Annotated in this window: 16 protein-coding genes; 10 read left to right on the plus strand and 6 right to left on the minus strand. The window is 67.9% G+C overall.

Annotation, left to right across the window (positions count from 1 at the left end):
• The first annotated feature begins 20 nt into the window (after nt 1-20).
• From ipdA to ipdC, 3 genes are read left to right on the plus strand one after another with little or no spacing between them, the layout of a single operon-like run.
• On the plus strand, nt 21-905 hold the full coding sequence (ipdA, locus tag G6N66_RS24230; protein ID WP_085234826.1) for a cholesterol ring-cleaving hydrolase subunit IpdA: 885 nt from the start codon (nt 21-23) through the stop codon (nt 903-905).
• Complete coding sequence (gene ipdB, locus G6N66_RS24235) at nt 902-1,645, plus strand: cholesterol ring-cleaving hydrolase subunit IpdB (RefSeq protein ID WP_085234827.1); 744 nt, start codon at nt 902-904, stop codon at nt 1,643-1,645. Before ipdA ends, ipdB begins: the two co-directional genes overlap by 4 nt.
• On the plus strand, nt 1,642-2,709 hold the full coding sequence (gene ipdC / locus G6N66_RS24240; protein ID WP_085234828.1) for a (3aS,4S,5R,7aS)-5-hydroxy-7a-methyl-1-oxo-octahydro-1H-indene-4-carboxyl-CoA dehydrogenase: 1,068 nt from the start codon (nt 1,642-1,644) through the stop codon (nt 2,707-2,709). Before ipdB ends, ipdC begins: the two co-directional genes overlap by 4 nt.
• Before the next feature lie 74 nt (nt 2,710-2,783).
• On the opposite strand, the gene fadA6 is transcribed toward ipdC, so the two are convergent.
• Nucleotides 2,784-3,944: a steroid 3-ketoacyl-CoA thiolase FadA6 gene (gene fadA6 / locus G6N66_RS24245; protein WP_085234829.1), complete on the minus strand. Its 1,161-nt coding sequence runs from the start codon at nt 3,942-3,944 to the stop codon at nt 2,784-2,786.
• The gene (kstR2, locus tag G6N66_RS24250; protein WP_139825372.1) at nt 3,937-4,548 is read right to left on the minus strand and encodes a TetR family transcriptional regulator KstR2; all 612 of its coding nucleotides are present in this window, start codon (nt 4,546-4,548) and stop codon (nt 3,937-3,939) included. The genes fadA6 and kstR2 overlap by 8 nt, the downstream gene beginning before the upstream one ends.
• Nucleotides 4,549-4,728: 180 nt before the next feature.
• Here kstR2 and G6N66_RS24255 point away from each other — a divergent pair, with 180 nt between their 5' ends.
• Complete coding sequence (locus G6N66_RS24255) at nt 4,729-6,393, plus strand: PPE family protein (RefSeq protein ID WP_372515628.1); 1,665 nt, start codon at nt 4,729-4,731, stop codon at nt 6,391-6,393.
• A 3-nt stretch (nt 6,394-6,396) separates the two neighbouring features.
• Here G6N66_RS24255 and ipdF read toward each other — a convergent pair whose 3' ends face one another.
• The gene (gene ipdF / locus G6N66_RS24260) at nt 6,397-7,185 is read right to left on the minus strand and encodes a (5R,7aS)-5-hydroxy-7a-methyl-1-oxo-2,3,5,6,7,7a-hexahydro-1H-indene-carboxyl-CoA reductase (protein WP_085234832.1); all 789 of its coding nucleotides are present in this window, start codon (nt 7,183-7,185) and stop codon (nt 6,397-6,399) included.
• Entirely contained in the window at nt 7,182-8,330 is a 1,149-nt protein-coding gene (gene ipdE1 / locus G6N66_RS24265) for an acyl-CoA dehydrogenase IpdE1 (RefSeq protein ID WP_085234833.1), read from the minus strand. Before ipdE1 ends, ipdF begins: the two co-directional genes overlap by 4 nt.
• Before the next feature lie 146 nt (nt 8,331-8,476).
• Here ipdE1 and fadD3 point away from each other — a divergent pair, with 146 nt between their 5' ends.
• Genes fadD3 through G6N66_RS24290 form a run of 5 tightly spaced genes read left to right on the plus strand, consistent with a single transcriptional unit; the run spans nt 8,477 to nt 14,187 of the window.
• Nucleotides 8,477-9,988, plus strand: a complete 1,512-nt coding sequence (gene fadD3 / locus G6N66_RS24270; RefSeq protein WP_085234865.1) for a 3-((3aS,4S,7aS)-7a-methyl-1,5-dioxo-octahydro-1H-inden-4-yl)propanoate--CoA ligase FadD3 — start codon at nt 8,477-8,479, stop codon at nt 9,986-9,988.
• 11 nt (nt 9,989-9,999) lie between these two features.
• Nucleotides 10,000-11,145, plus strand: coding sequence for an acyl-CoA dehydrogenase family protein (locus tag G6N66_RS24275; RefSeq protein WP_085234834.1), 1,146 nt, complete (start codon nt 10,000-10,002; stop codon nt 11,143-11,145).
• Nucleotides 11,142-12,077 (plus strand): acyl-CoA dehydrogenase family protein, encoded by a 936-nt coding sequence (locus G6N66_RS24280; RefSeq protein WP_085234835.1) that lies wholly within the window; start codon nt 11,142-11,144, stop codon nt 12,075-12,077. Before G6N66_RS24275 ends, G6N66_RS24280 begins: the two co-directional genes overlap by 4 nt.
• Nucleotides 12,074-13,024: an acyl-CoA dehydrogenase IpdE2 gene (gene ipdE2, locus G6N66_RS24285; RefSeq protein ID WP_085234836.1), complete on the plus strand. Its 951-nt coding sequence runs from the start codon at nt 12,074-12,076 to the stop codon at nt 13,022-13,024. The genes G6N66_RS24280 and ipdE2 overlap by 4 nt, the downstream gene beginning before the upstream one ends.
• Nucleotides 13,021-14,187 (plus strand): pyridoxal phosphate-dependent aminotransferase, encoded by a 1,167-nt coding sequence (locus tag G6N66_RS24290; RefSeq protein WP_085234837.1) that lies wholly within the window; start codon nt 13,021-13,023, stop codon nt 14,185-14,187. Before ipdE2 ends, G6N66_RS24290 begins: the two co-directional genes overlap by 4 nt.
• Here the strand turns inward: G6N66_RS24290 and G6N66_RS24295 are convergent.
• Nucleotides 14,152-15,003 carry an arylamine N-acetyltransferase family protein gene (locus G6N66_RS24295; RefSeq protein ID WP_085234866.1) on the minus strand — a complete coding sequence of 284 codons (852 nt, stop codon included), beginning with the start codon at nt 15,001-15,003 and terminating at the stop codon, nt 14,152-14,154. The two genes, G6N66_RS24290 and G6N66_RS24295, sit on opposite strands and share 36 nt — an antisense overlap.
• A gap of 40 nt (nt 15,004-15,043) precedes the next feature.
• Between G6N66_RS24295 and G6N66_RS24300 the strand changes: the two genes are divergently transcribed.
• A complete protein-coding gene (locus G6N66_RS24300; protein WP_163645911.1) occupies nt 15,044-15,421 on the plus strand; it encodes a YybH family protein in 378 nt (125 codons plus the stop codon).
• A 418-nt stretch (nt 15,422-15,839) separates the two neighbouring features.
• Here the strand turns inward: G6N66_RS24300 and hsaB are convergent, their stop codons facing one another.
• The gene (gene hsaB, locus G6N66_RS24305; protein WP_085234838.1) at nt 15,840-16,406 is read right to left on the minus strand and encodes a 3-hydroxy-9,10-secoandrosta-1,3,5(10)-triene-9,17-dione monooxygenase reductase subunit; all 567 of its coding nucleotides are present in this window, start codon (nt 16,404-16,406) and stop codon (nt 15,840-15,842) included.

Below are 16,406 nucleotides of genomic sequence, written 5' to 3' on the forward strand. Positions count from 1 at the left end.
ATGAGGAGGAGCGGCGCATAGTGTCCGACAAGCGAACCACCCTCGACGACGCCGTCGCGGAGCTGCGCAGCGGCATGACCATCGGCATCGGCGGCTGGGGGTCGCGGCGCAAGCCGATGGCCTTCGTGCGCGCCATGTTGCGCACGGACGTCACGGATTTGACGATCGTCACCTACGGTGGGCCCGACCTCGGGCTGCTGTGCTCGGCCGGCAAGGTCAAGCGCGTCTACTACGGTTTCGTCTCGCTGGACTCGCCGCCGTTCTATGACCCGTGGTTCGCCAAGGCCCGCACCAGTGGGGCGATCGAGGCCCGCGAGATGGACGAGGGCATGCTGCGCTGCGGGTTGCAGGCGGCGGCGCAACGGCTGCCGTTTCTGCCCATCCGCGCCGGGCTGGGCAGTTCGGTGCCGGACTTCTGGGAAGGCGAACTCGCCACGGTCACCAGCCCGTATGAGTCGCCCGGCGGTGGGCGCGAAACGCTGATCGCGATGCCGGCGTTGCGCCTGGACGCCGCGTTTGTACACCTCAATCTCGGTGACAGCCAAGGCAATGCCGCCTACACCGGCATCGACCCCTACTTCGACGACCTGTTCCTGATGGCCGCCGAGCGAAGGTATCTTTCGGTGGAGCGGGTTGTGTCGACCCAGGAGTTGGTCAAGGCGGTGCCGCCGCAGGCGCTGCTGGTGAACCGGATGATGGTCGACGCGGTGGTCGAGGCGCCGGGCGGCGCCCACTTCACCACCGCCGCACCGGATTACGGCCGCGATGAGAAGTTTCAGCGGCGCTACGCTGAGGCCGCATCGACCGAGGAAGGGTGGCAGGGCTTTGCGCAGACCTATCTTTCCGGGAGCGAAGACGATTACCAGGCTGCCGTGAAAGCCTTCCAGGAAGAGGCAGCCAAATGAGCAGCCGAGCCGAGATATGCGCCGTCGCCTGCGCCGAATTGTTCCGGGACGCGGGCGAAATCATGGTCAGCCCGATGACCAACATGGCGTCGGTCGGCGCCCGGCTGGCGCGGTTGACGTTCTCCCCCGACATCCTGCTGACCGACGGCGAAGCGCAACTGATCGCCGACACCCCCGCGCTGGGTGCCTCGGCCGCCATCGAGGGCTGGATGCCGTTCGGCCGCGTCTTCGAGACGCTGGCGTGGGGGCGCCGCCACGTGGTGATGGGCGCCAATCAGGTGGATCGCTATGGCAATCAGAACATTTCGGCGTTCGGGCCGCTGCAGCGGCCGACCCGGCAGATGTTCGGCCTGCGCGGCGCGCCCGGCAACGCGATCAACCACGCCACCAGCTACTGGGTCGGCAACCACTCCAAGCGGGTGTTCTGCGAGGCGGTCGACGTGGTCTGCGGCATCGGCTGGGACAAGGTGGACGCCGACAACCCCGCGTTCCGGTTCGCCAACACCTATCGGGTGGTATCCAACCTCGGCGTGTTCGACTTCGGCGGTCCGGACAAGACGATGCGGGCGCTGACCCTGCACCCCGGGGTGTCGCCAGCCGAGGTTCGCGAGGCCACCTCATTCGAGGTGCATGGCCTTGACGAGGCCGAGGAGACCAGGCTGCCGACCGATGACGAGTTGCGCCTGATCCGCGAGGTCATCGATCCGAAGGCGCTGCGGGACAGAGAGATTCGTTCATGAAGCTGCGCACGCCGCTGACCGAGCTGGTCGGTGTCGAGCATCCGGTGGTGCAGACCGGGATGGGGTGGGTCGCCGGCGCCCGGCTGGTGTCGGCCACCGCCAACGCGGGCGGGCTGGGCATCCTGGCGTCAGCCACCATGACCCTGGACGAGTTGGCGACGGCCATCGGCAAGGTGAAGGCCGCCACCGACAAGCCGTTCGGGGTGAACATCCGCGCCGACGCCGCCGACGCGGGCGACCGCGTTGAGCTGATGATCCGCGAGGGCGTGAAGGTGGCGTCGTTTGCGCTCGCGCCCAAGCAGGAGCTCATCGCCCGGCTGAAAGAGGCTGGGGCGGTGGTTATCCCGTCGATCGGCGCGGCCAAGCACGCACGCAACGTCGCGGCCTGGGGCGCGGACGCGATGATCGTGCAGGGCGGCGAGGGCGGCGGACACACCGGACCCGTCGCGACCACGCTGCTGCTGCCGTCGGTCCTGGACGCGGTCAAGGACAGCGGCATCCCGGTGATCGCGGCGGGCGGGTTCTTCGACGGGCGCGGGTTGGCCGCGGCGTTGTCGTACGGCGCGGCCGGCGTGGCCATGGGCACACGATTTCTGCTCACCTCGGATTCCACCGTGCCCGACGAGGTCAAGAAGCGCTACCTTCAGGCGGCGCTGGACGGCACGGTGGTGACCACCCGGGTCGACGGCATGCCGCACCGGGTGCTGCGCACGGAGCTGGTGGAGAAGCTGGAAAGCGGTTCTCCGGTACGGGGCTTCACCGCCGCGGTGCGCAATGCGGCGAAATTCAAGCAGATGTCTCAGATGACCTGGCGGTCGATGATCACCGACGGCCTGGCGATGCGCCACGGCAAGGAACTGACCTGGTCGCAAGTCCTGATGGCGGCCAACACTCCGATGCTGCTGAAAGCCGGTCTGGTCGAAGGCAATACGGAGGCCGGGGTGTTGGCGTCCGGCCAGGTGGCGGGCATTCTGGAGGATCTGCCGTCGTGCGCCGAGCTGATCGAATCGATCGTGCGCGACGCGATCGAACGCCTTCGGGCGGCAAACGCGTTCGTGGAGTAGCTCGCGAGCGTGCGCAAATGCACGTCGCCAGCGGCGTGTCGGCGTACAGGCACGCACGCTCGCGGCAAAAGGGACTACAGGCGCTCGATGATGGTGACGTTGGCGGTGCCGCCGCCCTCGCACATCGTCTGCAGGCCGTAGCGGCCGCCGATGCGCTCCAGCTCGTTGAGCATGGTGGTGAACAGCTTGGCGCCGGTGGCGCCCAACGGGTGACCTAGCGCGATGGCGCCGCCGTTGGGGTTGACCTTTTCCGGGTCGGCCTTGATCTCCTTGAGCCAGGCCAAAACTACCGGCGCGAAGGCCTCGTTGATCTCGACGGTGTCGATGTCGTCGATGGACAGCCCGGTCTTTTCCAGCGCGTAGCGGGTGGCCGGGATCGGTCCGGTGAGCATGAACACCGGGTCGGCGGCGCGCGCGCTGATGTGGTGGATGCGGGCGCGCGGGGTCAGCTTGTGGTCCTTGACGGCCTGCTCGGACGCGAGCAGCACCGCGCTGGCGCCATCGGAGATCTGGCTGGCCATCGCCGCCGTCAGCTTGCCGCCCTCGACGAGCGTCTTGAGGCCGGCCATCTTCTCAAGCGACGACTCGCGTGGGCCCTCGTCGACCCGGAACGGCCCGGATTCGGTTTCCACGGTGAGGATTTCGTTGTCGAAGTGCCCGGCCCGGATCGCGGCGAACGCGCGCTCGTGGCTGGTCAGCGCGAAGCGCTCCATCTCTTCGCGCGACAGGTTCCACTTATCGGCGATCAGCTCCGAGCCACGGAACTGCGAGATTTCCTGATCCCCGTAGCGGTGCAGCCACTGCTTGGACTCGTTGGTCGGCGAGGTGAAGCCGAACTGCTCGCCCACCGTCATCGCCGACGAGATCGGGATCCAGCTCATGTTCTGCATTCCGCCGGCCACGATCAGGTCGGCCGTGCCGGCCATGATCGCCTGCGCGCCAAAGGAAATCGCCTGTTGGCTGGAGCCACACTGCCGGTCCACGGTGACACCGGGAACCTCTTCGGGATAGCCGGCGGCCAGCCACGACAGCCGGGCGATGTTGCCCGCCTGCCCGCCGATGGCGTCGACGCAACCGGCGATCACGTCGTCGACGGCGGCCGGGTCGACGTCCACCCGGTCGAGCAAACCGCGCCACCCAAGCGCACCCAGGTCGACGGGGTGTACCCCGGCCAGCGCGCCACCGCGCTTGCCAACCGCGGTACGGACGGCGTCAATCACGTACGCCTCAGCCATCTTTGACTCCTTCTTTAGTAATGCCGCCAAGCACGATGGCGAGATATTGCTGACCCACCTGCTCCGCGGTGAGCGGCCCGCCGGGCTGATACCAGCGCACCGACACCCAGGTGGTGTCCCGGATGAAGCGATAGACCAGGTCGACGTCGAGATCGGCCCGGAAGTAACCCTCGTCGATGCCCTGGTGGAGCACCTCGATCCACATCTTGCGTTGTTGGCGGTTCATGTCCTCGATGTAGGAGAACCGCGGCTGCGACAACAGCCGTTGGGCCTCGTCCTGATAGATGACCACCTGCGCGTGCCGATGCTCGATCGCCTCGAACGACGCCATGAACAGCCCCTTGAGCCGCGCCAGCGGATTGGTTTCGCTGTCCAGGATTTCGCGGTAGCGCGCGAACAGCCAATCCAGGAAGCTGCGCAACAACTCGTCGACCATCTCCTCCTTGGAGGAGAAGTGGTGATACAGGCTGCCGGACAGGATGCCGGCACCGTCGGCGATATCGCGCACCGTGGTGGCGCGCAGCCCGCGTTCGGCGAACATGACAGCGGCGAGCTCGAGAAGCTCGTCTCGCCGGCTGTTTGCCTGACCGGTCACTCGGTCCACCCGACCAGACTATCAACCAAGCGCTTGCTCGGCTAGCGGGGTGCTCGGGGCACGACACGACCAGGCCGGCCCAGTCTCCGCCACGACAGTTGGGCAACTCGCCGAATCGCCGCAGCGGTGCGCCGGTCGCCGCCTAATATCCTTTGCTGATTCTACTTTCGGGTTGCGAAAGGACGTCTGCTGATGAGCTTTATGGCCTTGCCGCCGGAGATCAATTCGTTGCTCATGTTTTCCGGGGCCGGATCGGGTCCGTTGCTGGAGGCGGCGGAGGCTTGGGAGGGGTTGGCTTCCGAGCTGGCCGACGCGGCGTCGTCGTTTGGCTCGGTAACCGCCGGGCTGGTGAGCCAAGCGTGGCAGGGTCCGGCCGCCGAGGCGATGACGGCCGCCGCCGCTCCCTACGCGGGCTGGTTGACCGCCGCCGCCGAGCAAGCCGCGGGCGCCGCCGGACAGGCACGCGCCGTGGTCAGTGTCTTCGAGACGGCGCGGGCGGCGATCGTGCACCCGATCCTGATAGAGCTCAACCGCAGTTCGTTGGTGCAGGCGGTGCGGTCGAATTGGTTCGGCCTCAACGCGCCGGCGATCGCTGCCCTCGAGGGGGACTACGAGCAGATGTGGGCCCGGGACGTCGCGGCGATGTCGGGCTATTACTCCGGGGCCTCGGCGGCGGCCGCGCAGCTCGCCCCGGCCCAGGGTCTGCAGGACCTGTTGCAGACCCTGCCCAATCTGGGGCTGGGCAACCGGGGCAACGCCAACCTCGGCAACGGCAACACCGGCACCGGCAACGTCGGCAACGGCAACGCCGGCGACCTCAATGCGGGCGGCGGGAACAGCGGCGACCACAACATCGGCAACGGCAATACCGGGAACGGCAACATCGGCGGCGGAAACTCCGGCAACGGCAACGTCGGCTTCGGAAACACCGGCAACACCCTCACCAGTTCCAACCCCGGGCACAACGTGGGCATGGGAAATGCCGGCAACAACAACGTCGGCTTTGGAAATTACGGCGACCACAACCGCGGCGGCGGAAACACCGGCAACCACAACGTCGGCGGCGGAAACACCGGCCACAACGACGTCGGGTTCGGACTCACCGGCAGCGACGAAATAGGTATCGGCAACACGTACTACAACAAGGCGACGCATCAATTCAGCTTCGGCGGGCTCAACTCGGGCAGCGGCAACATCGGCATCGGCAACTCCGGCACCGGCAACATCGGATTCTTCAACTCCGGTCACGGCAACGTCGGCATGTTCAACACGGGCGCCAGCACCCTCACCCAGGGCCACATCAATAGCCTTGGGTTCGGGAACTCCGGCAGCAATAACATCGGCATCGGGAATTCGGGCTTGGGGAATACCGGCCTCGGGAACTCGTGGGAGTTCAATACCGGCTTCGGGAACTCGGGCGCCCAGAACACCGGCTTCGGTAATGCCGGTCAGGAGAACACCGGCAGCCATAACTCGGGAGGCGTCAACACCGGCGGCGGGAATTCGGGCTTTGTGAATACCGGCTTCTGGAATGCGGGGGACGTGAACACGGGCATCGGCATCAAAACCGATTCGGGCCATGCCAACTCGGGTTTCGGCAACGTCGGCGACGACATGTCCGGCTTCTACAACAGGGCCAGCACCGGCTCACAATTCAACGGCGCTGTTTCGGGTTTCTTCAACACCGTCAGCGGGGGCATGGTCTTCGACTACCAGGTCTCCGGCATCGGAAACCACATTGTGCCGGATCCGAACGGCTTCTTGGGCACCGCCGTGAGTGGGTACGCGTCGGGAATGTTCAACAAGATCACCGGCTCGTCCGGGTTGTTCAACATCATTCGGCGGCTGCCCTGACCCTCACGGGTGCTGGCTGGAGACCGAAATCACCTCTCCGGTGAGGTAGCTGGAGTAGTCACTGGCCAGAAACGCGATGGTGGCCGCCACTTCCCAGGGTTCGGCGGCGCGCCCGAACGCCTCGTCGGCGGACAGGCGGTCCAGCAGCTCGGCCGACGACGTCTTCTCCAGAAATTTGTGCCGCGCGATGCTGGGCGACACCGCGTTGATCCGGACCCCGAACTCGGCGGCTTCTATTGCGCTGCAACGGGTTAACGCCATCACGCCGGCTTTGGCCGCGGCGTAGTGTGACTGTGAGTGCTGGGCCCGCCAGCCCAGCACGCTGGCGTTGTTGACGATCACCCCGCCGTGTTGCGCGTCGCGGAAATACCGCAGCGCCGCGCGGGTGGCCCGGAACACCGATGTCAGGGTGACATCCAGGACGCGGTCCCACTCCTCGTCGGTCATGTCGGCCACCGGCGTCTGCCCGCCCAGGCCGGCGTTGTTGACCAGCACGTCGATGCGTCCCATCCGGGCGGTGGCCGACTGGATCAGCGCGTCGACCTGCGCGGTGGACGTCACGTCGCACACCACGCTTTCCACCCGGCCCTGCCCCAGCGCGGACAGTTCGGCGGCGGCCTCGCCCAGCCGGCGCTCGTGATGGTCGGAGATCAGCACGTCGGCGCCCTCGGCCAGGGCGCGGCGCGCGGTCGCCGAACCGATTCCAGTGCCCGCGGCCGCGGTCACCACCACCACCTTGCCGGCCAGAAGTCCGTGTCCGGCAATCTCTTTGGGCGCTACGGAGAGCGTCACCCCTTCACCTCCCTGGGCAGACCGAGCACCCGCTCGGCGATGATGTTGCGCTGGATCTCGTTGGAGCCGCCGTAGATGGTGTCGGCGCGGGTGAACAGGTACAGCCGTTGCCATTCGTCGAATTCGCCGTCGGCCATGGTGATCCCTGGCTTGCCGATCACGTCCATCGCCAGCTCACCCAGGCTGCGATGCCAGTTGGCCCACAACAGTTTTGACACGTTGTCCTGCCCCGGCTGCTCGACGTCCATGGTGGCCAGCGCGTAGGACCGCATCGCCCGCAGCCCGGTCCAGGCCTGGGTCAGGCGCTGGCGGATCAGCGGGTCTTCGGCCGCGCCGGTGCGCTGCGCCAGCTCGGCCAGGTTGGAAAGCTCACGGGCATAGCGGATCTGCTGTCCCAGCGTCGAGACGCCGCGCTCGAAGGTCAGCGTCCCCATCGCGACCCGCCAGCCGTCGCCGGGCTCGCCGACCACCAGGTTGGCGTCGGTGCGGGCGTCGTCGAAGAACACCTCGTTGAACTCCGCGGTGCCGGTGATCTGGACGATCGGCCGCACCTGCACGCCCGGCTGGTCCAGCGGCACAAGCAGATACGACAACCCGGCGTGGCGCTTGGAGCCCTTCTCGGTGCGCGCCACCACGAAGCACCACTGCGACAGGTGCGCCAACGACGTCCACACCTTCTGGCCGTTGATCACCCACTGGTCGCCGTCGAGTTCGGCGGTGGTCGCGACGTTGGCCAGGTCGCTGCCGGCGCCGGGCTCCGAATAGCCCTGGCACCACAGCTCGGTGACATCGAGGATCTTCGGTAGGAAGCGCTGCTGCTGCTCAGGGGTGCCGAACGCGATCAGCGTGGGGCCCAGCAGCTCCTCGCCGAAGTGGTTCACCTTGTCCGGGGCGTCGGCCCGCGCGTACTCCTCGTAGAACGCCACCCGGTGCGCGGTGGAGAGCCCGCGTCCGCCGTGCTCGACCGGCCACCCCAGGCAGGTCAGTCCGGCCCGGGCGAGGTGCTGATTCCAGGCGCGGCGCTCCTCGAAGGCCTCGTGCTCGCGGCCGGGCCCACCCAGACCCTTGAGTGCCGCGAATTCGCCGACCAGATTGTCGGCGAGCCACTGGCGGACCTCGGCCCGGAAGTCCTCGACGTCCTGCATGCCCTGTAGGCTAACCTACCAAGCACTTGCTTTGTTAGGAGTGGCGGCGAAGCCGCGTGAGGAGGAGCCGGGTCATCGCCGACGAGGGTGCGCAGAATGCCAGCAATCGCGGCGTGTCACTGCACAAACACGCACGCTCGCGAGCGGTGGTGGGCACCATTCCGGCGGCGCTGGATCGTTTCGCGAGCCAGCTTCCCGACCACGACGCGCTAATCACCGACGACCGATCCTTCACCGCGGCCGGTTTGCGCGACGAGGTACACCGGGCGGCGGCCGCGCTGATCGCGCTCGGCGTGCGGCCCGGCGACCGGGTGGCCATCTGGTCGCCGAACACCTGGCACTGGGTGGTGGCGTGCCTGGCGATCCACCACGCGGGCGCCGCCATGGTGCCGCTGAACACCCGCTACACCGCGTCCGAGGCCGGCGACATCCTGGCCCGCACCCGCGCGCCGGTGCTGTTCGGCATGGGTCGGTTCCTCGGCAACGACCGGGTCGCCGACTTGGACCGCGAGGCGCTGCCGGCGCTGCGGCACATCATCCGTATTCCGATCGAGGCGGACGACGGGACGTGGGACGAGTTCGTCGCGCGCGGCGCCGACACGGCCGCGGTGCTGACCCGCGCCGGCGCCGTCACCCCCGACGACGTCAGCGACATCCTGTTCACCTCCGGCACCACCGGGCGCAGCAAAGGCGTGCTGTGCGCGCACCGGCAATCCCTCGGCGGCTCGGCGTCCTGGGCCGCCAACGGCAAGATCACCAGCGACGACCGCTACCTGTGCATCAACCCGTTCTTCCACAACTTCGGCTACAAGGCCGGCATCCTGGCCTGCCTGCAGACCGGCGCGACGCTGATCCCGCACCTGACGTTCGATCCGCTGGCCACGCTGCAGGCGATCGAGCGACACCGCATCACCGTGCTGCCCGGGCCGCCCACCATCTACCAGACGCTGCTCGACCACCCGGCGCGCGGCGACTACGACCTGACCTCGCTGCGCTTCGCGGTGACCGGGGCGGCCACGGTGCCGGTGGTGCTGGTGGAGCGCATGCAGTCCGAACTCGACATCGATATCGTGCTGACCGCCTACGGGCTGACCGAGGCCAACGGCATGGGCACGATGTGCCGCCCCGAGGACGACGCGGTGACCGTCGCGACCACGTGCGGGCGCCCGTTCGCCGACTTCGAACTACGCATCGGTGACGGCGGCGAGGTGTTGCTGCGCGGGCCCAACGTGATGTTGGGCTATCTCGACGATCCAGAGGCGACCGCCGCGGCCATCGACGCGGACGGCTGGCTGCACACCGGAGACGTCGGCGAGGTCGACGAGCGCGGGAACCTGCGCATCACCGATCGCCTCAAGGACATGTACATCTGCGGCGGGTTCAACGTCTACCCGGCCGAGGTCGAGCAGGTGCTGGCCCGGATGGACGGCGTCGCCGACGCGGCGGTGATCGGGGTTCCCGACCAGCGCCTGGGCGAGGTCGGGCGGGCGTTCATCGTGACGCGGCCCGGCTCGCAACTCGATGAGGCGTCGGTGATCGCTTACACCCGTGAGCATTTGGCGAACTTCAAGGCACCGCGCTCGGTGCGATTCGTCGAGGAGTTGCCGCGCAATGCCGGCGGCAAGGTCGTCAAACCACAACTGCGGGAGCTTGGCTAAATGGATTGCACATGGATCTAGCGCTGGACGAGGCGACGTTGGCGTTCCAGGCCGAGGTGCGGGAGTTTCTGTCGGCCAATGCCGATTCGATACCGACGAAGTCTTACGACAACGCCGAAGGCTTTGCGCAGCACCGTCATTGGGATCGGGTGCTGTTCGACGCCGGGCTGTCGGTGATCACCTGGCCGAAGAAGTACGGCGGCCGCGACGCGCCGCTGCTGCACTGGGTGGTGTTCGAGGAGGAGTACTTCCGCGCCGGTGCACCGGGCCGGGCCAGCGCCAATGGCACCTCGATGCTGGCCCCGACGCTGTTCGCCCACGGCACCGAGGATCAGCTGGACCGCATCCTGCCGAAAATGGCTAGCGGCGAACAGATTTGGGCTCAGGCCTGGTCGGAGCCGGAATCGGGCAGCGACCTCGCGTCGCTGCGGTCCACCGCTTCGAAAACCGACGGCGGGTGGCTGCTTAACGGTCAGAAGATCTGGAGTTCACGGGCCCCGTTCGCCGAGATGGGATTCGGGCTGTTCCGGTCCGACCCGGCGGCCGAACGGCACAACGGCCTGACGTACTTCATGTTCGACCTGAAGGCCAAGGGCGCGACGGTGCGGCCGATCGTTCAACTCGGCGGTGACACCGGCTTCGGTGAGATCTTCCTCGACGACGTCTTCGTGCCCGACGAGGACGTGATCGGCACCCCGAACGACGGCTGGCGGGCGGCGATGAGCACGTCGAGCAACGAACGCGGCATGTCACTGCGCAGCCCGGCCCGCTTCCTCGCGGCCGCCGAACGCCTGGTGGCGCTGTGGAAGGACCGCGGCTCACCCGATGCGTTCGCCGACCGGGTCGCCGAGGCATGGATCAATGCGCAGGCCTACCGGCTGCAGACCTTCGGCACGGTGACCAGGCTGGCCGCCGGCGGGGAGCTGGGTGCCGAATCGTCGGTGACCAAGGTGTTTTGGTCCGACCTGGACATGGCCATCCATCAGACCGCGCTGGACCTGCTGGGCGCCGACGGGGAGCTGACCGGCCCGTGGACCGACGGCCTGCTGTTCGCCCTGGGCGGGCCGATCTACGCCGGCACCAATGAGATTCAGCGCAACATCATTTCGGAACGCCTGCTGGGCCTGCCTCGGGAGCCGAAGGGGGCCACGAAGTGAAATTCGCGCTCGACGAACAGCAACGCGACTTCGCGGCCAGCATCGACGCGGCGCTGGGCGCGGCGGACCTGCCCGCCGCGGTGCGCGCGTGGTCGGCCGGTGACGTCGCGGCGGGGCGCAAGGTGTGGGAGCAGCTGGCCAACCTCGGCGTCACCGCGCTGGCCGTGCCGGAGAAGTTCGACGGGCTGGAGGCCGACCCGGTGGATCTGGTGGTCGCGCTGGAGCGGCTGGGGCGTTGGTGCGTACCCGGTCCGGTGGCCGAATCCATCGCCGTCGCACCGGTTTTGCTGGCTGACGATCAACGCAGCGCCGGGCTGGCTTCCGGAGAGCTGATCGCCACCGTCGCACTGCCGCCGCAGGTGCCGCGCGCCGTCGACGCCGACACGGCCGGGCTGGTGCTGCTCGCCGGCGATCACGGCGTCAGCGAGGCGGAGCCGGGGGCGGAGCACGAGTCCGTCGATCCCAGCCGCCGGCTGTTCGAGGTGACGGCGGCCGGTGCGGCGTGGCAGGCAGACGTCCGGCGCGCCTACGAGTTCGGGGCGTTGGCCACCGCGGCGCAATTGGTCGGCGCCGCCGAGGCGCTGCGCGACGCCGCCGTCGACTACGCCAAGCAGCGCACGCAGTTCGGCCGGATCATCGGCTCGTATCAGGCGATCAAGCACAAGCTCGCCGACGTACACATCGCGATCGAATTGGCGCGCCCGCTGGTCTACGGCGCGGCGCTGTCGCTGCAGCCACGGGACGTGAGCGCGGCTAAGGCGGCGGCGTCGGAGGCGGGCCTGCTGGCGGCGCGCTCGGCGTTGCAGACGCACGGGGCGATCGGATTCACCCAAGAGCACGACCTGTCCCTGTTGCTGCTGCGCGTGCAGGCATTGCGCTCGGCGTGGGGTACTCCGGAGGCGCATCGGCGCAGGGTATTGGAGGCGCTGTGACTGAAGAACGCGAGCTGTTGCGCGAAACCGTGGCGGCGCTGGTGGCCAAGCACGCGGGCCCGGCGGCCGTGCGGGCGGCGATGGAGTCCGACCAGGGCTACGACGAGTCGCTGTGGCGGCTGCTGTGCGAGCAGGTCGGGGCCGCGGCACTGGTGATACCCGAGGAGCTGGGCGGCGCCGGCGGCGAATTGGCCGATGCCGCAACGGTTCTGCAGGAGCTGGGTCGCGCGCTGGTGCCCTCCCCGCTGCTGGGTACCACGCTGGCGGAGCTCGCGCTGCTGGCCGCGCCCGAGCCGGACGCCGAGACGCTGGCAGCCCTGGCCGAGGGCGCCTCGATCGGCGCGCTGGTGCTCGACGCCGACTACGTGGTGAACGGGGACATCGCCGACGTCGTCGTGGCCGCGGCGGGAGGGAAGCTGAGCCGGTGGACCCGATTCAGCGCGCAGCCCGTCGCCACCATGGACCCCACCCGTCGGCTGGCCCGGGTGCAGGCCGAGGCGACCGTCGATGTGGGCGACGACCCCGGCATCGCCGACGCCGCCGCCGTGCTGCTGGCGGCCGAGCAGATCGGCGCCGCCGAACGCTGTCTGGAGCTGACCGTCGAATACGCCAAGAGCCGGGTGCAGTTCGGCCGGCCGATCGGCAGCTTTCAGGCCCTCAAGCACCGGATGGCCGACCTTTACGTCGCCGTTTCGGCCGCACGCGCCGTCGTCGCCGAGGCGTGCGTCGCACCCACCCCGGCCAACGCCGCCACCGCGCGGCTGGCCGCCACCGAGACACTCAGTATGGTGGCGGCCGAGGGCATCCAGCTGCACGGCGGCATCGCGATCACCTGGGAACACGACATGCACCTGTATTTCAAGCGCGCACACGGCAGCGCTCAACTGCTCGATGCGCCACGACAGCTGCTGCAGCGGCTGGAGGCAGAGGTGTTTGCCACGCCGTGACGGATCGTGTCGCCCTGCGCGCCGGCATCCCGCCGTTCTATGTGATGGATGTCTGGCTGGCCGCCGCCGAACGGCAACGCAGCCACGGCGATCTGGTCAACCTGTCGGCCGGCCAGCCGAGTGTGGGCGCACCCGAGCCGGTGCGGGCCGCCGCGGCCGCGGCCCTGCACGTCAATCAGCTGGGTTACACCGTGGCACTGGGCATCCCGGAGCTGCGCTCGGCGATAGCGGCGGATTACCGGCGCACCCACGGCATTGACGTCGATGCCGACGCGGTGGTGGTCACCACCGGGTCGTCGGGCGGATTCCTGCTCGCGTTCTTGTCGTGCTTCGACGTGGGCGATCGGGTGGCGATGGCCAGTCCCGGGTACCCGTGCTATCGAAACATTTTGTCGGCGTTGGGATGTGAGGTCGTCGACCTGCAGTGCGGGCCGCAGACCCGGTTTCAGCCCACCGCGCAGATGCTTGCCGAACTCGATCCGCCGGTGCGAGGCGTGGTCGTCGCCAGCCCGGCCAACCCGACCGGGACGGTGATACCGCCCGCGGAGCTGGCGGCGATCGCGACCTGGTGCGACGACGCCGGGGTGCGGCTGATCAGCGACGAGGTCTACCACGGCCTGGTGTACGACGGCGCGCCGCAGACCAGCTGCGCCTGGCAGACCTCACGAAATGCGGTGGTGGTCAACAGCTTTTCCAAGTACTACGCGATGACCGGCTGGCGGCTGGGTTGGCTGCTGGTACCGACCGAATTGCGCCGCGCGGTGGACTGCCTGACCGGCAACTTCACCATCTGCCCCCCGGTGCTGTCGCAGGTTGCCGCGGTCGCCGCGTTCACCCCCGAGTCCGTCGCCGAAGCCGACGGCAATCTGCGCCATTACGCGGGCAACCGCTCGCTGCTGTTGGACGGTTTGCGCGGTATCGGCGTCGACCGGCTGGCCCCGACCGACGGTGCGTTCTACGTCTACGCCGACGTCTCGGATTTCACCGATGACTCGATGGCCTTCTGCTCGAAGCTGTTGAGCGACACCGGTGTTGCCATTGCGCCGGGCATCGACTTCGATACCGAGCGCGGCGGCTCGTTCGTTCGGCTATCGTTCGCCGGGCCAACAAGCGACATCGAAGAAGCGCTACGGCGCATCGGGCCCTGGCTGCCCGGCCGGTAGCCGATCGATGCGCGCCTCGAGCGCGCCGCGCTCGCCGACATCTGCCACGTTGATGCCGAACCGGTCCCCCAGCATGTCGACCACGGCGGCCGCATCGGCGAGGACGAACTTCTCCGTCGCGTCGGCGCGGTGGATGGTCAAATTCCGGTCGGCCAGGTTGCAGCGGGCGTCGTCGGTCACGATCGCCACCATCAGGTTGGTCACGAAATGCGACGACGGGTTGGTCGAGACGTACCAGCTGCCCACCCGCAGGTCGATGTCCGGCTGGGTCCGCATGCCGAACTCGTAGAGTGACTGCCACTCGTCGCGGATTTGGACCTGCAAGACCAGGCCGTCGCCGCGGTCCTGCAGGCGGTATGGCTCCCGCGTCGTCTGCTGGGCGTTGCCGGTTTCGATGCGCAGCGGTGAGGTCGGTGTCTGACCGCCGAAACCGACGTCGACGAGATAGGAGCCCTGCGAACCGGGGAAGGTCACCGCCAGCACGGTATGCGTCTGCGCCGGCACCGCGGAGTCCGGCGGCGCCATCCACACCACCCGCCCGGCCAATCGCCGCACCCGGAAACCGATTTCCGCCAGCACGTAGCCCATCAACCCGTTCTGCTCGTAGCAGTAGCCGCCCCGGCCCCGGCGCACCAGCTTGTCGAACAACGCCGCCGGGCTCAGGTCGTCGACCGGCACGCCCAACAGGGGATCCAGGTTCTCGAACGGAATGCTGTGCGTGTGCGCCGTCACCAGGTCCTGCAGGACCTCGAGATTCGGCTCGGCGGCGCCGCGGTAATTGATGCGGCCGAAGTACGCGGCCAGATCCAATGCCATCAGATCATTCTGGTGCAGGGTCAACGGGTATTTTGCACGCATGAGCAGTTTCGCCGAGCTGCCGGCCGCGGACCAGGAGGCGATCGGCAAGACGCTGTTGACGCTGCTGAAGGCGTTCGACGATCGCGACGCGGACGCGCTGCTCACGGTGTACTCCGACGACGCGGACTGGGTGAACGCCTTCGGCACGGTCAAGCGCGGGCGCCGTGACATCGTGGAGTACCTGCGGGGCCTGTTCGTTGACGACAATTTCAACCGGGGCGAGCTGGCCGGCCCCCCGGAGACGAGTTTCAAGGTGCTGACCCCCGGAAGTCGTCCTGGTGTCGGCGCACCTGCAGGTGAAGGGCCAGGGACTGGTCGGTGGGGGCACGCTCGACCGCGACAACTTGTCGTTGCGCGCGCTGCAGCGGCAGCATGACGGATCCTGGCTGATCGTGTCCGAGATGTTCCAGGACGCCAACACCGAAACGACCTACGCGCGCTAGCCCCTGGGCCAGCTCAACGCCGGTTTGTTTGATTTGTGTCAAATACGGGGATTAGGGTGGGCACGGGATAGCGCCATGTCACGGGGACGGAGTATGAGCGCCAGTATGTGGATTGCCGTCGCGGTCGTCGCCGTGCGGCTCGACCAACTCGGGCGACCGCACCGTCGCGTCAGAAACTAGGGTGGGACAACCACCTGATGAGGGCCGGGATGGCCCGCCCCCTCAACGGGCCATCCCGGCGATCAGGAAAATCTTCGGCGTGTGGCCGACGTCGGCCGGGGCGCGCGTGACACAGCGGATTTCCGCGTTAGGCCGCGGCCAAACATTGCCGGCCGAAAGCCGACGATCGAGTTAGAGCCAGGTGTCCTGGGTCGTGGTAGTGAGGAACGCTTCCAGGTCGTCGCGCCACTGGGCCGGCGTGGTTTTGTCCGGCTCGATGCCGGTGTAGTCGCCGCGGTAGAACAGCAACGGCCGCGGCTTGATCTTGGGGGCCTCCGATAACGACTGCACCGCGCCGAACACCACGAAGTGGTCGCCGCCGTCGTGCACCGAGGCCACCGTGCAGTCGATGTAGGCCAGGGATCCGTCGATGATCGGCGAACCGAGTTCCGAAGGATGCCAGTCGATTCCAGCAAACTTGTCCGGCTGCTTCGAGCCGAACCGCGCCGAGACGTGCTTCTGCGCTTCGGTCAGCATGTTGACGCAGAACCGCCCGCTGGCCTCGATGGCCTTCCACGACCGCGACACCTTGGTGGGGCAGAACAGCACCAGGGGCGGGTCCAGCGACAGCGCCGCGAAGGATTGGCACGCGAAACCGATGGGCACGTCGTCGTGCACGGTGGTGATGATGGTGATCCCGGTGCAGAACTGACCCAGCACGTTGCGGAACGTGCGCGGGTCGATCGGCGCGGCGGGCAT

This window comes from Mycobacterium conspicuum (genome assembly GCF_010730195.1).
Classification (GTDB): Bacteria; Actinomycetota; Actinomycetes; order Mycobacteriales; family Mycobacteriaceae; genus Mycobacterium; species Mycobacterium conspicuum.